Consider the following 15,298-nt stretch of genomic DNA (forward strand, 5'->3'; position numbering starts at 1 on the left):
TTCGTGATGGAAGGGGCAGGGACATGCAGGACACCAGCATCCGGCTTGCGCAGGTCGGCAAATCCTTTGCGGCGGCCGCCGCGGCCCCGGTCGCGGCGCTGTCCGGGATCGATGTCACATTCGAGGCGGGGCAGTTCTCGGTGCTGCTGGGGCCCTCGGGATGCGGGAAATCGACGCTGCTGCGGCTGGTTGCGGGCCTTGACCAGCCGACCGAGGGCGAGATCTGGCAAGGCGCGACGCGCATCGACCCTTTGCCCCCCAAGGCGCGCAACCTGTCGATGGTGTTCCAGTCCTATGCGCTCTTTCCGCACCTGACAGTGGCCGAGAACATCCTGTTCGGCCTCGCGTTGCGGCGGGTGGGCCGGGCCGAACAGGCGCGGCGGCTGGCGCATGTGGCCGACATGATGGGGCTCGGCGCGCTGCTCTCGCGCAAACCCGCCGCGCTTTCGGGCGGCCAGCAGCAGCGCGTGGCGCTGGCGCGGGCGGTGATCTCGGAACGCCCCGTCTGCCTGATGGACGAGCCGCTGTCCAACCTCGACGCCAAGCTGCGCGCCGAAATGCGCTCCGAGATCCGTGCGCTCCAGCAGCGGCTGGGTCTGACGATGATCTATGTCACACACGATCAGGTCGAGGCGATGACCATGGCCGACCGCATCGTGGTGATGAACGCAGGCCGCATCGAACAGGCCGCCACCCCGCGCGACCTTTACGCCCGGCCCGGGACGCTTTTTGTCGCGGGCTTCATCGGCACCCCGCCGATGAACCTGATTCCGCGCGCCGCCCTGCCCGATGCGGCCGCCCCGCCGGGCACCGCGACCATCGGCATCCGCCCCGAGGATATCGCGCTGGAAGGGACGGCTGCCACGGGTGCGGGGCCGCGGGTGACGGCGCGCCTTTGCGGGCAGGAGTTTCTGGGCGCCGAACAGCTGGTCACGCTCGATCTCGGCGCCGCGCGCGCGGTTCTGCGGCTGTCGGGCCAGGTCATGCCGCCGGGGGGAACCCTGACCGTGGTCCTGCCGCAGGACCGGCTGCATTTCTTTGACGACAAGGGCCGCCGGATCGCTTCGGCGCATCACCAATCCACCCCCGACATCCTTACACGACAGGAGACCCCGCATGACCCGCTTCTTCACCCGGATGCTGACCGGCGCCGCGATGATCGCCGCGCTTTCGCTGCCGGCCCGAGCCGTCGATCTTGAATTCTACTTCCCCGTCGCCGTCGGCGGCGATGCCGCCGCCACGATCGAGGCGCTGACGCAGAAATACATGGCCCAGAACCCCGAGGCCAAGATCGCGGCCATCTATACCGGCAGCTATGCCGACACCACCGCCCGCGCGATCACCGCCGCCCGTGGCGGCAAAGCGCCGCAATTGGCGATCCTGCTGTCCACCGACATGTTCACCATGATCGACGAAGATGTGGTGATGCCCTGGGATGACATGCTGACCGAGGCCGAGGTGAAGGACTGGATCGGCGGCTTCTACCCGGCCTTCCTGCGCAACAGCCAGACCGAGGGCAAGACCTGGGGCATCCCGTTCCAGCGGTCCACGCCGGTCCTCTACTGGAACAAGGATGCGTTCAAGGCCGCGGGCCTTGACCCCGAAGTGCCCCCCGCCACCTGGGACGAGATGGTCGAGATGGGCAAGAAGCTGACGCTGCGCGATGCGGCGGGCAACGTCACGCAATGGGGCGTGCGCATCCCGTCCTCGGGCTTTCCGTCGTGGCTCTTCACCGGGCTGGTCGCGGCCAACGGACAGGACGGACTGGCCAATGACGCGGGCACCGAGGTGATGTTCAACACCCCCGCGGTGGTGGGCGCGCTCGAATACCTGGTCAGCCTGTCGAAGGAACATGGCGTGATGGAGCCGGGCATCATCGACTGGGGCGCCACGCCTCGCGCCTTCTTCGATGGCCAGGCCGCGATGGTCTGGACCACCACCGGCAACCTCACGAACATCCGCAAGAACGCGCCTTTCCCCTTCGGCGTGGCGATGCTGCCCGCCAAGGAACGCCGCGGCGCGCCGACCGGCGGCGGCAACTTCTATCTCTTCAAGGGGTCGGACGAGGCGCAGGTCCGCGCTGCGGTCGATTTCGTGAAATGGGCGACCGCGCCGGAACAGGCGGCCGACTGGTCGATCGCCACCGGCTATGTCGCCCCGCGCCCCGATACCTGGGATACCGACCGGATGAAGGCCTATGTCGCCGAGGTGCCCGGTGCGCTGGTCGCGCGCGAGCAGCTGGCCTTTGCCGTGCCCGAACTCTCGACCTTCGAGGGGCCCAAGGTCACGAAGATCCTGAACGACAATCTTACCGCCGCCATCATCGGCGAGAAGACCCCGGCCCAGGCCATGGCCGACGCCCAGGCCGAGGCCGACGCCATCCTGGCCGCCTATCGCTAAGGCCTTTGCCCTCGGGCAGCCATCCTTGGCTGCCCGCCCTTGCCCGCCGTTACATCAGAGGTTTCCATGACCATGCTTCGGACATTTGCGGCCTCGGCCGCGCTTGCCCTCGGCCTGTCCCCGGCCGCACAGGCCGTCGATCTGGAATTCTACTTCCCTGTGGCCATCGGCGGCCCGGCCACCCAGATCATCGACGAACTGGTGGCCGACTATACCGCCGTCACCCCCGGCGTGAAGATCAGCGCGATCTACGCGGGCAGCTATCCCGACACGCTGGCGCGCGCCATCACCGCCTCGCGCGGCGGCAACCCGCCGCAACTGGCGATCCTCGATGCGCCCGACCTCTTCACCTTGCTGGACGAAGAGCTGATCCTGCCCTGGGACGATTTCCTGACCGAGGAGGAGATGAAGACCTGGGTCGGCGGCTTTTTCCCGGCCTTCATGCAGAACAGCCAGACCGAGGGCAAGACCTGGGGCATCCCGTTCCAGCGCTCGACCCCGGTGATCTACTGGAACAAGGATGCGTTCAAGGCCGCGGGCCTCGACCCCGAGGTGGGCCCCGACACCTGGGACGAGATGGTGGAGATGGGCAAGAAGCTGACGCTGCGCGACGCCTCGGGCAAGGTCACGCAATGGGGCGTGCGAATCCCGGCGCAGTCGCTCTGGCTGCCCTCCGGGCTGGTCGCGGCCAACGGCGGCGAGATGTCGAGCGAGGACGGCACGCAAGCCTACTTCAACACGCCCGAAACCATCGGCGCGGTGGAATTCCTGGCCGCGCTGTCGCGCGAACATGGCGTGATGGAGCCGGGGGTGATCGACTGGGGTGCGACGCCGCGCGCCTTCCTCGACGGCCAGGCCGCGATCATCTGGACCACCACGGGCAACCTGACGAACATCCGCAAGAACGCGACCTTCCCCTTCGGCGTGGGCATGCTGCCCGCCAAGGTGCGGCGCGGCGCGCCCACGGGTGGCGGCAACTTCTATCTGTTCAAGGGCGCCAGCGAGGAACAGCTGGCCGAAGCCGTGAAGTTCGTGAAATGGGCCACGGCGCCGGCGCAGGCGGCGAAATGGTCGATTGCCACCGGCTATGTCGCTCCGCGCCCCGAGGTGTGGGAAACCGAGGTGATGAAGGAGTATGTCAAGGAAGTGCCGGGTGCGGTGGTCGCCCGCGATCAGCTGCAATACACGATCCGGCAGTTCTCGACCTATGACGTGCTGCAAGTCTCCAAGGCGTTCAACGACAACGTGGCTGCGGTGTTGAACGGCGAAAAGTCGGCGGCGCAGGCCATGGCGGATGCGCAGGCCGCCGCCGACGCGATCCTCGCGGCTTACCGCAAATAGACCCCTGCGCGGCGCCCGGCCCCCCGGGCGCCGCCGATTTCGCCGAAGGGACCGCCGATGCTGCTGCGACGCGACTGGCTGACCGCGCTGGTGTTTCTGGCGCCCGCGCTGATCCTTCTGTTCACCTTCACCCACTATCCGGCGGTGCAGACGGTGATCGACAGTTTCTGGTCCACCCCGCGCGGCCGCCGCGCCGCGGCCTTTGTCGGCACAGCCAATTACACGCGGCTGATCGAGGACCCGATCTTTCTGCGCGCCATGACCAACAACGCGATCTATGCCGCGATCACCATCCCGTGCTCGATTGCGCTGGCGCTGGTGATGGCGCTGTTCGTCGAAGGCCGCATCCGCGGCCGCGCCCTGGTGCGGATGTCGTTCTTCACCCCGACCGTGCTGCCCTTGATCGCGGTCGCCAACATCTGGCTGTTCTTCTTCCTGCCCGGCTTCGGCCTGTTCGAGCAGATCCGCGGCCTGTTCGGCCTGTCGCCGCGCAACTGGGTCGGCACCCCCGCAACGGCGCTATACGCCATCAGCGCGGTCACCGTCTGGTCGCAGGCGGGGTTCTTCATGATCTTCTACCTCGCGGCGCTGAACACCATTCCGCCCAGCCTGCGCGAGGCGGCGGCGATCGAGGGGTGCGGTCGCTGGACCTTCTTTCGCCGGGTGATCTGGCCGCTGATCATGCCGACCACGTTGTTTGTGTCGGTCAATGCCACGATCAACGCCTTCCGCACCGTGGACCATATCTTCGTCATGACCCAGGGCGGGCCCAACAACGCCTCGATGCTGTTGCTCTACTACATCTACGACCAGGGATTCCGGTTCTGGGATACGGCCTATGCCGCGACGCTGACCGTGGTGATGGTGGGCATCCTCGCGTTGGTGGGGATCGGGCAGTTCTTTCTTCTCGACCGCAGGGTGCATTACCGATGACCGTGCTGACCGCCCCCCCCGCGCGCCCGTTCGACCTGGACCGGGCGCTGATCCATCTGGGCGCCTGGGCGCTGGCGATGGTCTGGATCCTGCCGCTGGCCTATGCGGTCTGGACGGCGTTCCACCCTTCGGCCTACGAGACCCGCTTCGTGCTTCTGGCGCCGCTGACGCTGGAAAACTTCGTGACCGCCTGGAACGCCGCGCCCTTCGGGCGCTACTTTGTGAACACGATCCTGCTGGTCACGATGATCCTTGCGACGCAGCTCGTTCTGTGCTCGATGGCTGCCTTCGCCTTTGCCCGGTTCGAATTTCCCGGCCGCAACATCCTGTTCGCGCTGGTGCTGGTGCAACTGATGGTGATGCCCGACATCCTGATCGTGCGGAACTATGCCACCATGGGCCAGCTCGGGCTGATCGATTCGATCCTGGCCATCGGCCTGCCCTATTTCGCCAGCGGGTTCGCGATCTTCCTCTTGCGCCAGACCTTCAAGACCGTGCCGCGCGAACTGGACGAGGCGGCGCGGATCGAAGGCTGCTCCTGGGCGGGCCTCTTGTGGCGGGTCTATGTGCCGCTGGCACGGCCGACGATGCTGGCCTTCGGCCTCGTGTCGGTCAGCCATCACTGGAACAACTTCATCTGGCCGCTCATCATCACCTCATCGGTGAACACCCGGCCGCTGACCGTGGGCCTGTCGATCTTTGCCACCACCGACAGCGGCACCGAATGGTCGATCATCAATGCCGCAACCCTGATAACCTCGGGGCCGCTGCTGATCGCCTTCCTGATCTTTCAGCGTCAGTTCGTGCAAAGCTTCATGCGCGCTGGCGTCAAGTGACCGGCAAGCCGCCCGCTTCGGGCTCCGCGCGGCGCACCGCCGCTTCGGCCAGCGGGTCAAGCCCCGTGCCGCCCGCCGCCAGCGTGCCCCGCGCCTCCTCGGCCCGCCGCAGCAGTCGCCGCGGCCACGGCAGCCGCCGCCGCGACCCGCACCCGCCGCGAAAAGGCCGCCAGCCGGGCGTTGGCCGCCTCCATCTCGCGGTCGTCGTTTTATTACGCGCCGCAAGGCGAGACGGCGATGAGCCTCGACCTGATGCCAAGGATCGACAAGCAGTTCCTGGAGGCACCGTTTTATGGCGTCCGGCAGATGACATGGCACCTGCAGAACGAGGGTCATGCCGTAAATGAACAGCGCATCCGGCGGCTGATGCGCCTTATGCGCCGTCGTCGGGAAAATAGTCCTCCGGACTGTTTTCTGACCCTCCTCCGTGCCGATCTGTCAAAAGCCCAACACCAGCACGCCCGCGAAGGGGCACACTGCCTACCCCTACCTGTTGGGCGGGCTTCGGATCGACCGGCCCAATCAGGTCTGGTGCGCCGACATCACCTGCCTGCCGATGCGCAAGGGCTTTCTCTATCTGGTGGCCATCATGGACTGGTTCGCGCGCAAGGTGCTGGCCTCGCGCATCTCCAGCACGCTGGAGGCCGAGTTCTGCCTCGAGGCTTTGAACGAGGCCATCCACAAGTTCGGCCCGCCCGAAATCATGAACACCGACCAGGGCAGCCAGTTCACGTCCTTCGGCCGGACGGATCGACGAAAAAGGGCAAAGACCAAGATCTGCCCGGGCGGTAAAGCCCGGTATCTGGACGGCGTCGTCATCGAGCGACTTTGGCGGTCCCTGACGTATGAATGCGTATATCTGCACGCTTGGGAAGCCGGGTCACAGGCCAAGGCCGGAGACGGATGCTGGATCACCTTCTACAACCACCAGCGGCCTCACGCTGCCCATGGCGGTCAACCGCCCGCCGTGGGCTATTTCAACGCAACCCAAACCGATCAGCAGGTGCAGGTGGTAGCTTGAACCAGCCGGAAATCTGTCCGAGGGTTGAGCCGTAGCTCACACCGCACGCCGATCGGCGTAAACAGCAACCGGGCTCAGGTCGCAGCTGCATGAAAGTTCAGCGGCAGGTCACATTCACTCCGCAGGAATGCAGCCGGTATCTCCGGCACGCTGGCTATGCTTCAACTTGATCGACAATGACCCTAGACCTCGGACCCTGACCCGGCCCCGGATACAGGGCCGGGGCCGGGGCCGACCCCGGCGGGGCGGATCAGCGCGCCGGTTGCGGCGCCGCTGATGCCGGCGGCGTTCGCCTCGTCGGTGTCGATGTGCATTTCGGTGAAGGCGTTGGGCTGCACGCGGATCAGCACCTCGGAAAAGGTCATGTCGCGCCCCGTGCCGGTGACGCGCACCTCGACCTCCTGCCCGTCGCGCACGCCCCAGCGGGCGGCATCGTCGGGGTGCATGTGGATGTGGCGCGCGGCGATGATGAGGCCGTCGGTTTCCACCGTGCCGGCCGGCCCCACCAGCCGCACCCGCGGCGTGCCGTCGAGATCGCCCGACAGGCGCACCGGCGCCGTGAGGCCGAGCGCGAAGGTATCGGTGCGCGACACCTCGATCTGGGTGCGGCCGCGGGCGGGGCCCAGCACGCGCACGCCGTCGAAGGCGCCTTTGGGGCCTTCGACGCGGACGGTCTGGTGTGCGGCGAAGTTGCCGGGCTGGCGCAAGGGAAACGCGGCCGTCAGCGGCGCGCCGAACAGCGCCTGCACGTGATCGGGCGCAAGGTGCACGTGGCGCGCCGATACCGCCACCGGCACCGACAGGCAGACGGGGGCGGCCCGTTGCAGCGCCTGCGCGGTTTCGCGGGCGATCTGCAACTGTTCCTGCGTTTCGGTCACGATGACCCGCACCCGGCCGCCCCAGGCTTGCAGTTCCGGCGCGGCGCGGTGGGCAAGGTCGGGGCGGGCGTTGCGGTCGTGATCCAGCGTGACGCCCATGAATTCCAGCCCGTCGCAGATGCGCCGCCGCATGGAGGCCGAGTTTTCGCCGATGCCGCCAGTGAACACCAGCGCGTCGAGCCCGCCCATCGCGGCGGCATAGGCGCCGATGTATTTGCGCGCGCGGTAGGCATAGATCTCGATGGCCAGTTGCGCGGCGGCATCGCCGGCGGCGGCGCGGTCTTCGGCATCGCGCATGTCGGGGCTGCCGGTCAGCGCCTTGAGGCCGGAGTCGTTGTAAAGCGCGGCCTCGACCCGATCGACGCCAAGGCCCAGTTCGCGCGCGAGAAAGCCGAAGGCGCCCGGGTCCACGTCGCCCGAGCGCGTGCCCATCACCAGACCTTCGAGCGGGGTGAGGCCCATCGAGGTATCCATGCTGCGGCCGCGGTTGATGGCGCAGACCGAGGCGCCGTTGCCGAGATGGCAGGACACGATCTGCAGCCGGTCCACCGGCTGGCCGATGGCCTCGGCCGCGCGCAGGGCCACGTATTTGTGCGACGTGCCGTGAAAGCCGAAGCGGCGCAGGCCCGCGTCGCGCCAGGCCTGCGGCACGGCGTAGGTGGTGGCAAAGGCCGGGGCCGACAGGTGGAACGCGGTGTCGAACACGCCGATCTGCGGCAGGTCGGGCCAGACCTGCATGGCCAGCCGCACCGCCGCCAGGTTGGCCGGGTTGTGCAAGGGCGCCAGCGGGGTAAGCGTTTCGATCTCGGCCAGGGTGGCGGGGTCGAGCCGGGCGGGGGCGGCAAAGCGCGCGCCGCCATGCGCGATGCGGTGGCCGATGGCATCCAGCCCGCTGACCCCATGCGCGGACATGAGGTCCGGCACCGCGGCGATGGCGGCGGCAAGGTCGGGCAAGGCGGGGGTGGCGTCGTGGCGCTGGTCGCCGACGGTCAGCTTCAACTCGCAGGTGCCGCCGCGGAAGCGGTCGAAGCTGCCCTTGACCCGTTGGGTTTCGTCGCCCGACAGGTCGTAGACGCCGAATTTCAGGCTGGAACTGCCGGCGTTGAACACGAGGATGCGCATGGGTCCGGTCCTTTTCGGCGGGGCGTCTGACGGGTTGCGGGGCAGTTTGCCTTGCGTTTGCGACCGGCGAAAGACCGAACGCGGCGGCAGTGCGCGCTTTGCGGCCGGGCGCGGCTGTGGCGTCGGGCGGCGGCGGGGGCGGTGCTGGCCGCCCGGCGCCGGGGGTAGCCGCGCCTCAGGCTGCGGCGGGGTCGAGCCCGGCCATACGGCAGATGGTGGCCCATTCGTCGGGCGTCACCGGCTGCACCGACAGGCGCATCGAGGTGACCAGCGACATGCCGGCCAGTTCGGGCGTGGCCTTGATTTCCTTCAGGCTCACCTTGCGCGGCAAGGGGCGCAGGGCGCGGATATCCACGCAATCCCACCGCGGGTCGCCTTCGGCGGTGCTGTCGGGGTGCGACAGGGCGCAGACCTCGGCGATGCCGACGATTTCGAGGCCGATGTTGGAGTGGTAGAAGAACACCCGGTCGCCCAGCTGCATCGCGCGCATGTTGTTGCGCGCCAGATAGTTGCGCACGCCGTTCCATTCCTCGCCTTGTGCGCCTTTGGCCACGAGGTCGTCCCAGGAAAACACGTCGGGCTCGGATTTCATCAGCCAGTGGCGCATCAGCCGATCGCCTTGCGCCATTCGCGGATCGACACGCTGGCGAACAGGCCGGCGCGGGCATAGGGGTCGGCCTCGGCAAAGGCGCGGGCGGCGGCCATGTCGGGCAGGTCCACCACCACCATCGAGCCGACGGGGTTGCCGCCTTCGACGAAGGGGCCGGCGAACAGCACCACGCCCGAGGCGTTGAGATAGTCGAGATGCGCGGGGCGGTTGTCGAGCCGGGTTTGCAAGGCGCCGGGCTTGTCCTGGCAGAGCAGCACGAAGGGCATTCATTCCTCCTTGAGGGGGCGGGTCATCAGCGATTGCACGGCCTGCGCCAGCGTGGTGCGGCCGGTGGTCAGCGCGGCGACCATCGCGGTCACCGGCATCTGCGCGGCAAGGTCCAGCGTTTCGGCCCGGGCCAGCACGGCGCGGGCGGTGGCCAGCCCTTCGACCGTGGCGGCAGGGTCGGGGGCGCGGCCGGCCCCGAGCGCAAAGCCATGCGCAAAGTTGCGCGACTGCGCCGAGGTGCAGGTCAGCACGAGGTCGCCCAGGCCCGACAGCCCGGCCAGCGTTTCGGCCCGCGCGCCCAGGCGGGTGGCAAAGCGCACCATCTCGGCGTAGCCGCGGGTCATCAGCGCGGCGCGGGCGCTGTCGCCCAGGCCCGCGCCCATGACGATGCCGGCCGCGATGGCGATGACGTTCTTCAACGCGCCGCCCAGCTCGGCCCCCGCCACATCGCCCGAGCGGTACAGCCGCAGCGTGGGGGTGGACAGCGCGGCCTGCAAGGCGGTGGCGGCGGCTTCGTCGGCGCAGGCCAGCGTCAGCGCGGTGGGCAGGCCGCGGGCGATGTCGGCGGCAAAGCTGGGGCCGGTCAGCACGGCGGCGGTCGCGGCGGGGCAATGCGCGGCGATCAGCGCCGAGGGGCCGCGCAGGCTCTGCAGGTCGAGCCCCTTGCAGCAGGCCACCAGCACCCGGCCATCGAGCTGCGGCGCGTGCAGCGCCAGAAACGCCCCCAGCGCCTGCATGGGCAGCGCCAGCAGCACCGGCCCGGGCGTTTCGGGCAGCGCCTCGGTCGGGGTCACGCCGGCGGGCAGCACCACGCCCGGCAGGCGCGGGTTGGTGCGCGTGCCGGCCCAGGCCGCCAGCCCACGCCCCCACAGCACCACCGGCCCGTTGGCGGCCAGCGCCACCGCCAGCGCAGTGCCGAAGGCGCCGGCGCCCAGGACGGCAGTCATGCCTTGGCCCCCTTCTTGCCCGATCCGAGCAGCGCCGGGGCCGCGGCATCCAGCGGCCAGCGCGGACGCGCGGGCAGGGTGGCATCGTCGGTGTGGCCAAGGCGGAAGCGTTCGATGCCGGCCCAGGCGATCATCGCGGCGTTGTCGGTGCACAGCCGCAAGGGCGGCGCCAGGAAGGGCACGCCGGCGCGGGCGGCCACCTGCACCAGCCGGTCGCGGATCGCGGCATTCGCTGCGACGCCGCCGGCGACGGCAAAGGCGCTGATCCCGGGGCTTGACGCCAGCGCGCGGGCCGACTTTTCGGCCAGCACATCGGCCACCGCGGCCTGGAAACCGGCGCAGAGGTCGCGCCGGTCCTGCAGGGTGATCCCGCCCTTTTGCGCCACGAGTCCGTCGCGCGCCCGCAGCAGCGCGGTTTTCAGCCCGGAAAACGACAGGTCGCACCCCGGACGGTCCAGCAGCGGGCGCGGAAAGGCAAAGCGGCGCGGGTCGCCCGAGGCGGCCTCGGATTCCACCGCCGGGCCGCCGGGCTGGGGCAGGCCCAGCAGCTTGGCGGTCTTGTCGAAGGCTTCGCCGGGCGCATCGTCGATGGTGCCGCCCCGGCGGCGAAAGCTTTCGGCGCCTTCGACGCGCAGAAACTGGCAATGCCCGCCCGACACCAGCAGCACCAGATAGGGAAAGGCCAGCGCATCGGTCAGCCGGGGGGTCAGCGCGTGGCCGGCCAGGTGGTTCACCCCCACCAGCGGCAGGCCGGTGGCGGCCGCCAGCCCCTTGGCGCACATCACCGCCGCCAGCACGCCGCCGATCAGCCCGGGCCCGGCGGTGACGGCGATGCCGTCGAGGTCGCCCAGCCCCAGCCCGGCCTGCGCCAGCGCCTGTTCGGCCACGAGGTCGATGCGTTCGGCATGGGCGCGGGCGGCGATTTCGGGCACCACGCCGCCGAAGGCCGCGTGCAGCGCCTCTTGCCCCGCCACGACGGACGACAGGATCTGTGCCCCGGCCGGACCGTGGCGCACCACGGCGGCGGCGGTATCGTCGCAGCTGCTTTCCAGCCCGAGGAATGTCAGCGTTCCGCTCATGGCCCCACTTCGCGCGCTCTGCCCCGTTGCCGGGGGGTGCCGCAGGGGGTAACACCATGAGCATGGCCAGACAATCCCGCCCGACCGTGCTGCTGACCCGCCCTGCCGAAGCGTCCGAACGCTTTGCGGCCGAGTTGCGCGCGCGCTTCGGGCCGGTGGATGTGGTGGTATCGCCGCTGATGGTGCCCGAGTTCCGCGCGCCGGTGCTGCCCGATGCCTGGGACGGCGTCATCCTGACCTCGGAAACCGGGGCGCGCGCGCTGGCCCGGCTGACGGCGCGGCGGGGGCCGGCGATCTGCGTGGGGCCGCGCACGGCCGAGGTGGCGCAGGCGCTGGGCTGGCAGGCCGAGGCGGTGGGGGGCGATGCCGAAAGCCTGGTGGCCGCGCTGGCGGCGCGCGGGCTGGCCGGGCGCTGGCTGCATGCGCGCGGGCAGGACGCCGCCGGCGACCTGGCGGCGCGGCTGAACGCCGCAGGGGCCGACATTGCCGAAGCGGTGGTATATGCGCAGGTGGCGCAGCCCCTGTCGGCGGCGGCGCAGGCGGCGCTGGCGGGTGCGGCGCCGGTGGTGGCGGCGGTGTTTTCGCCGCGCAGCGCGCGCCTGCTGGCGGCCGAGGCCGGGGCGCTGCTGCGCGCGCCGCTGGCGGTGGCGGCGATCAGCGCGGCGGCGGCGGCGCCGGTGCAGGCGCTGGCCGGCGCGGGCCTTGCGGTGGCACCCACGCCCGATGCCGCCGGGATGCTGGCGGCGCTGGGCCGGGTGTTGGGCAAAGACGGTGGCGCCGCTGCGGCGCAGGTGTATAGTTAGGTTGACATCGCGGGCCTCGGCCCGCAGCGGCAAGGAGGCGGACGTGGCCGGACGCAGGAAGAAAACCGAAGAAACGCCGGGTCTTGCCGCCGAATCCGCCCCCGATGCGGACCCCGTTGCCTTGCCCGCCCCCGACGCGGCGGCGCGCCCCGAGTCGGGGGCTGCGGCCGAACTGTCAACGCAAGGTGACAGCGGTGTGACGGAGCCCGCGCGGCCGGCCGAGGCAGAGGCCCCCGCGCCCCTGGTGCCCGAACCCGAACCGCAGGCCGGGCCGGCGCCCGACGCGGCGCCGGGGCACGACGCGCCCACGGCGGCGGAGCCCGCGCCCGAGCCGGAGCCCGCGCCCGAGCCGGAGCCCGCGCCCGAGCCGGAACGCGAGCGCGCGGCGGAACCCGAGCGTGCGGCGGAACCTGCGCCCGAGCCGGAACCCGAGCCGGAACCCGAGCGCGCGGCCCCGCCGGCCCCGCCCCCGGCGCGGGCCAACCCGCTGTTGCCGGTGCTGGGCGGGGTGGTCGCGGCCTTTGCCGGATTCGTGCTGGCGCAGGCGGTGCCGCAAGGCTGGCCGCTGGCGGCGCCGACGCAGGCGATTGCCGCCCTCGAACAGCGCCTGGCCGCGCAGGATCGCAAGCTGGCCGAGCTGACGGCGCCGGTGGCCGACGCCGGCCTCGCCGACCGGCTGGCGGCGGTGGAAGCGCGGCTGGAAAGCCTGGCTGCGGCGCCGCCCGCCCCGGACCCGGCCGGGATCGATCCGGCCGAACTCGCGGCCTTGCGCGCCGAGATCGAGGCGTTGCGGCAGGCCGCGCCGGCGGTGCCCGACATCGGCCCGCTGCAAGCCGAACTGGCGGCCTTGCGCGCCGAGCTGGCCGCGATTCCGCGCCAAAGCGCCGTGGCGCAGGAGCTGGAGGCGATGAAGGCCGCCGCCGAGGCCGAAAGGGCTGCCGCCGAAGCCCGGGCCGAGGCGATGCGGGCCGAGGCCGACACCTTGCGCGCCCAGGCCGAGGCCACCGCCCGCGCCGCCGTGGCGCGGGGGGCGATTCTGCGGGTGCAGGCCGCGCTGGAGGCCGGCGGCAGCTATGAGGCCGCGCTGGCCGACCTGGGCGCGGCGGGGCTGGCGGTGCCGGCGGCGCTGGCCGACCATGCCGCCGGGCTGCCCACGCTGGCCGAATTGCAGGCGGGCTTTCCCGATGCGGCGCGGGCGGCGCTGGCCGCCACGGTGCGACCTGCCGAGGGGGCGCCGCTGGCCGACCGGCTGGGCAGTTTCCTGAAGGCGCAGACGGGGTTGCGCTCGACCGCGCCGCGCGAAGGCGACGACCCCGACGCGGTGCTGTCGCGCGCCGAGGCCGCCTTGCGCGCCGGCGACCTGCCCGCCACCCTGGCCGAGCTGGACAAGCTGCCACCCGAAGCCGCCCCCGCGCTGGCCGAATGGCGCGCGCTGGCCGATACCCGCGCGGCCGCCGCCGCCGCCCTGGCCGCTCTGGCCGCCGATCTGGACGCGAAGTAAGGAGACGCCCGATGCTCTGGTCCCTGGCAAAGGCCCTGATCTTCTTCGCGGTGGTGGCCGCGCTGACCTGGGGGGCGGCGCTGTTGTCGCAAACCGATGGCGGCATCCGCATCGCCATGCTGGGCTACGAGGTGACGCTGGGCCCGTTGCAGGCGGCGATCGCGGCGGTGGTGCTGGTGGTGGCGGTCTGGCTGGTGCTGCGGCTGATCGGCCTGGTGCTGGCGGTGGTGGCCTTTCTGACCGGCGACGAAACCGCGCTGTCGCGCTATTTCGACCGCAACCGCGAGCGGCGCGGCTATGCCGCCTTGTCCGAGGCGATGCTGGCCCTGGCCTCGGGCGAGGCGCGGGTGGCGATGGCGCGGGCGGCCAAGGCCGAAAAGCTGCTGGGCCGCCCCGAGATCACCAGCCTGGTGACGGCCGAGGCCGCCACCGCCCTGGGCGATACCGCCCGCGCCGAAGCCGCCTGGAAGGCGCTGCTGGACGACCCGCGCAGCCGTTTCGTGGGCATCCGCGGGCTGATGCAGCTGAAACTGGCGCAAGGCGACACCGCCACGGCGATGAAGCTGGCGGAAAAGGCCTTTGCGCTGAAGCCCAAACACGCCGAAACCCAGGATGCGCTGCTGAAACTGCAGGCCGGCGCGCAGGACTGGCGCGGGGCGCGGCTGACGCTGGGTGCCAAGCTGAAGGCCGGGGCGCTGCCGCGCGACGTGTGGAAGCGGCGCGATGCCGTGCTGGCCTTGCAGGAGGCGAAGGTGCTGCTGGACGACACCAGCAGCATCGAGGCGCGCGAGGCGGCGATTGCCGCCAACAAGGCCAGCCCCGACCTGATTCCCGCCGCGGCGATGGCCGCGCGCAGCTACATCGCGCAGGGCAACCCCAAGGCCGCCGCCAAGGTGCTGCGCAAGGCCTGGGAGGCGCAGCCCCACCCCGACCTGGCGGCCGCCTTTGCCGAAATCGCCCCCGAGGAAACCCCGGCCGACCGCGTGCGGCGCTTTCGCACGCTGACCGACATCAACCCCGACCACGACGAAACCCGCCTGCTGATGGCCGAACTGCACATCGCCGCCGAGGATTTCCCGGCCGCGCGCCGGGCGCTGGGCGACCTGGTGTCGCGCCACCCCACCGCGCGGGCGCTGACCATCATGGCGGCGATCGAACGCGGCACCGGCGCCGACGATGCGGTGGTGCGCGGCTGGCTGGCGCGGGCGCTGACCGCGCCGCGCGGGCCGCAGTGGGTGTGCGAGACCTGCCATGCCATTCACGCCCATTGGGGCCCGGTCTGCGACAACTGCGGCGGCTTCGACACGCTGGCCTGGAAGGAACCGCCCGAAACCACCGGCCCGAGCGCCACGCAGACCGAGATGCTGCCGCTGATCGTGGGGCGCCCGGCCGCGCCCGAGCCGGAGTCGGAGCCGCAAACCGGGCCGGCGCCGGACCCTGCGGCGGACGAGCGCGCCGACCCGGCCCGCACCACGGCCGACCTGGCGCGCCAGACGCCCTAGCGGCAGCCGGCGCAGCGGCGGCGGCTGCGGCTGTGGCGCCCGGGGCCGGCCTCGGTCG

Annotated in this window: 14 protein-coding genes and 1 pseudogene; 10 read left to right on the plus strand and 5 right to left on the minus strand. The window is 70.9% G+C overall.

Going from position 1 to position 15,298, the window contains the following annotated elements; genetic code table 11:
* The first annotated feature begins 23 nt into the window (after positions 1-23).
* From ACK4S2_RS01485 to ACK4S2_RS01515, 7 genes and pseudogenes are all read left to right on the plus strand, one after another.
* The gene (locus ACK4S2_RS01485; RefSeq protein ID WP_409619603.1) at positions 24-1,199 is read left to right on the plus strand and encodes an ABC transporter ATP-binding protein; all 1,176 of its coding nucleotides are present in this window, start codon (positions 24-26) and stop codon (positions 1,197-1,199) included.
* Positions 1,117-2,400, plus strand: coding sequence for an ABC transporter substrate-binding protein (locus ACK4S2_RS01490; protein WP_409619605.1), 1,284 nt, complete (start codon positions 1,117-1,119; stop codon positions 2,398-2,400). Before ACK4S2_RS01485 ends, ACK4S2_RS01490 begins: the two co-directional genes overlap by 83 nt.
* A gap of 66 nt (positions 2,401-2,466) precedes the next feature.
* The gene (locus ACK4S2_RS01495; RefSeq protein WP_409619606.1) at positions 2,467-3,741 is read left to right on the plus strand and encodes an ABC transporter substrate-binding protein; all 1,275 of its coding nucleotides are present in this window, start codon (positions 2,467-2,469) and stop codon (positions 3,739-3,741) included.
* A 57-nt stretch (positions 3,742-3,798) separates the two neighbouring features.
* Positions 3,799-4,674, plus strand: coding sequence for a carbohydrate ABC transporter permease (locus ACK4S2_RS01500; protein WP_409619608.1), 876 nt, complete (start codon positions 3,799-3,801; stop codon positions 4,672-4,674).
* Positions 4,671-5,510, plus strand: a complete 840-nt coding sequence (locus ACK4S2_RS01505; protein ID WP_409619610.1) for a carbohydrate ABC transporter permease — start codon at positions 4,671-4,673, stop codon at positions 5,508-5,510. The genes ACK4S2_RS01500 and ACK4S2_RS01505 overlap by 4 nt, the downstream gene beginning before the upstream one ends.
* A gap of 189 nt (positions 5,511-5,699) precedes the next feature.
* A pseudogene (locus tag ACK4S2_RS01510) lies at positions 5,700-6,189 on the plus strand (IS3 family transposase); the annotation flags it as partial.
* Positions 6,175-6,531, plus strand: a complete 357-nt coding sequence (locus tag ACK4S2_RS01515; RefSeq protein ID WP_409619711.1) for an integrase core domain-containing protein — start codon at positions 6,175-6,177, stop codon at positions 6,529-6,531. The pseudogene ACK4S2_RS01510 and the gene ACK4S2_RS01515, both read left to right, overlap by 15 nt.
* Positions 6,532-6,713: 182 nt before the next feature.
* On the opposite strand, the gene ACK4S2_RS01520 is transcribed toward ACK4S2_RS01515, so the two are convergent.
* From ACK4S2_RS01520 to tsaD, 5 genes are all read right to left on the minus strand, one after another.
* Positions 6,714-8,531 carry an acetate/propionate family kinase gene (locus ACK4S2_RS01520; protein ID WP_409619612.1) on the minus strand — a complete coding sequence of 606 codons (1,818 nt, stop codon included), beginning with the start codon at positions 8,529-8,531 and terminating at the stop codon, positions 6,714-6,716.
* Positions 8,532-8,706: 175 nt separating this feature from the next.
* Entirely contained in the window at positions 8,707-9,138 is a 432-nt protein-coding gene (locus tag ACK4S2_RS01525) for an EVE domain-containing protein (protein ID WP_409619614.1), read from the minus strand.
* Positions 9,138-9,407 carry a YciI family protein gene (locus ACK4S2_RS01530; protein WP_409619616.1) on the minus strand — a complete coding sequence of 90 codons (270 nt, stop codon included), beginning with the start codon at positions 9,405-9,407 and terminating at the stop codon, positions 9,138-9,140. Before ACK4S2_RS01530 ends, ACK4S2_RS01525 begins: the two co-directional genes overlap by 1 nt.
* Positions 9,408-10,355, minus strand: coding sequence for an NAD(P)H-dependent glycerol-3-phosphate dehydrogenase (locus ACK4S2_RS01535; RefSeq protein WP_409619618.1), 948 nt, complete (start codon positions 10,353-10,355; stop codon positions 9,408-9,410). It lies immediately after the preceding gene.
* Positions 10,352-11,434, minus strand: coding sequence for a tRNA (adenosine(37)-N6)-threonylcarbamoyltransferase complex transferase subunit TsaD (tsaD, locus tag ACK4S2_RS01540; RefSeq protein WP_409619620.1), 1,083 nt, complete (start codon positions 11,432-11,434; stop codon positions 10,352-10,354). The genes ACK4S2_RS01535 and tsaD overlap by 4 nt, the downstream gene beginning before the upstream one ends.
* A 56-nt stretch (positions 11,435-11,490) precedes the next feature.
* Between tsaD and ACK4S2_RS01545 the strand changes: the two genes are divergently transcribed.
* From ACK4S2_RS01545 to ACK4S2_RS01555, 3 genes are read left to right on the plus strand one after another with little or no spacing between them, the layout of a single operon-like run.
* Positions 11,491-12,237, plus strand: coding sequence for a uroporphyrinogen-III synthase (locus ACK4S2_RS01545; RefSeq protein WP_409619622.1), 747 nt, complete (start codon positions 11,491-11,493; stop codon positions 12,235-12,237).
* Between the two features lie 43 nt (positions 12,238-12,280).
* Positions 12,281-13,738 carry a COG4223 family protein gene (locus tag ACK4S2_RS01550; RefSeq protein WP_409619624.1) on the plus strand — a complete coding sequence of 486 codons (1,458 nt, stop codon included), beginning with the start codon at positions 12,281-12,283 and terminating at the stop codon, positions 13,736-13,738.
* A gap of 11 nt (positions 13,739-13,749) precedes the next feature.
* Positions 13,750-15,240 (plus strand): heme biosynthesis protein HemY, encoded by a 1,491-nt coding sequence (locus ACK4S2_RS01555; protein WP_409619626.1) that lies wholly within the window; start codon positions 13,750-13,752, stop codon positions 15,238-15,240.
* Positions 15,241-15,298 lie beyond the last annotated feature (58 nt).

It is taken from the genome of Gemmobacter sp. (genome assembly GCF_046292685.1).
Taxonomy (GTDB): Bacteria; Pseudomonadota; Alphaproteobacteria; order Rhodobacterales; family Rhodobacteraceae; genus Wagnerdoeblera.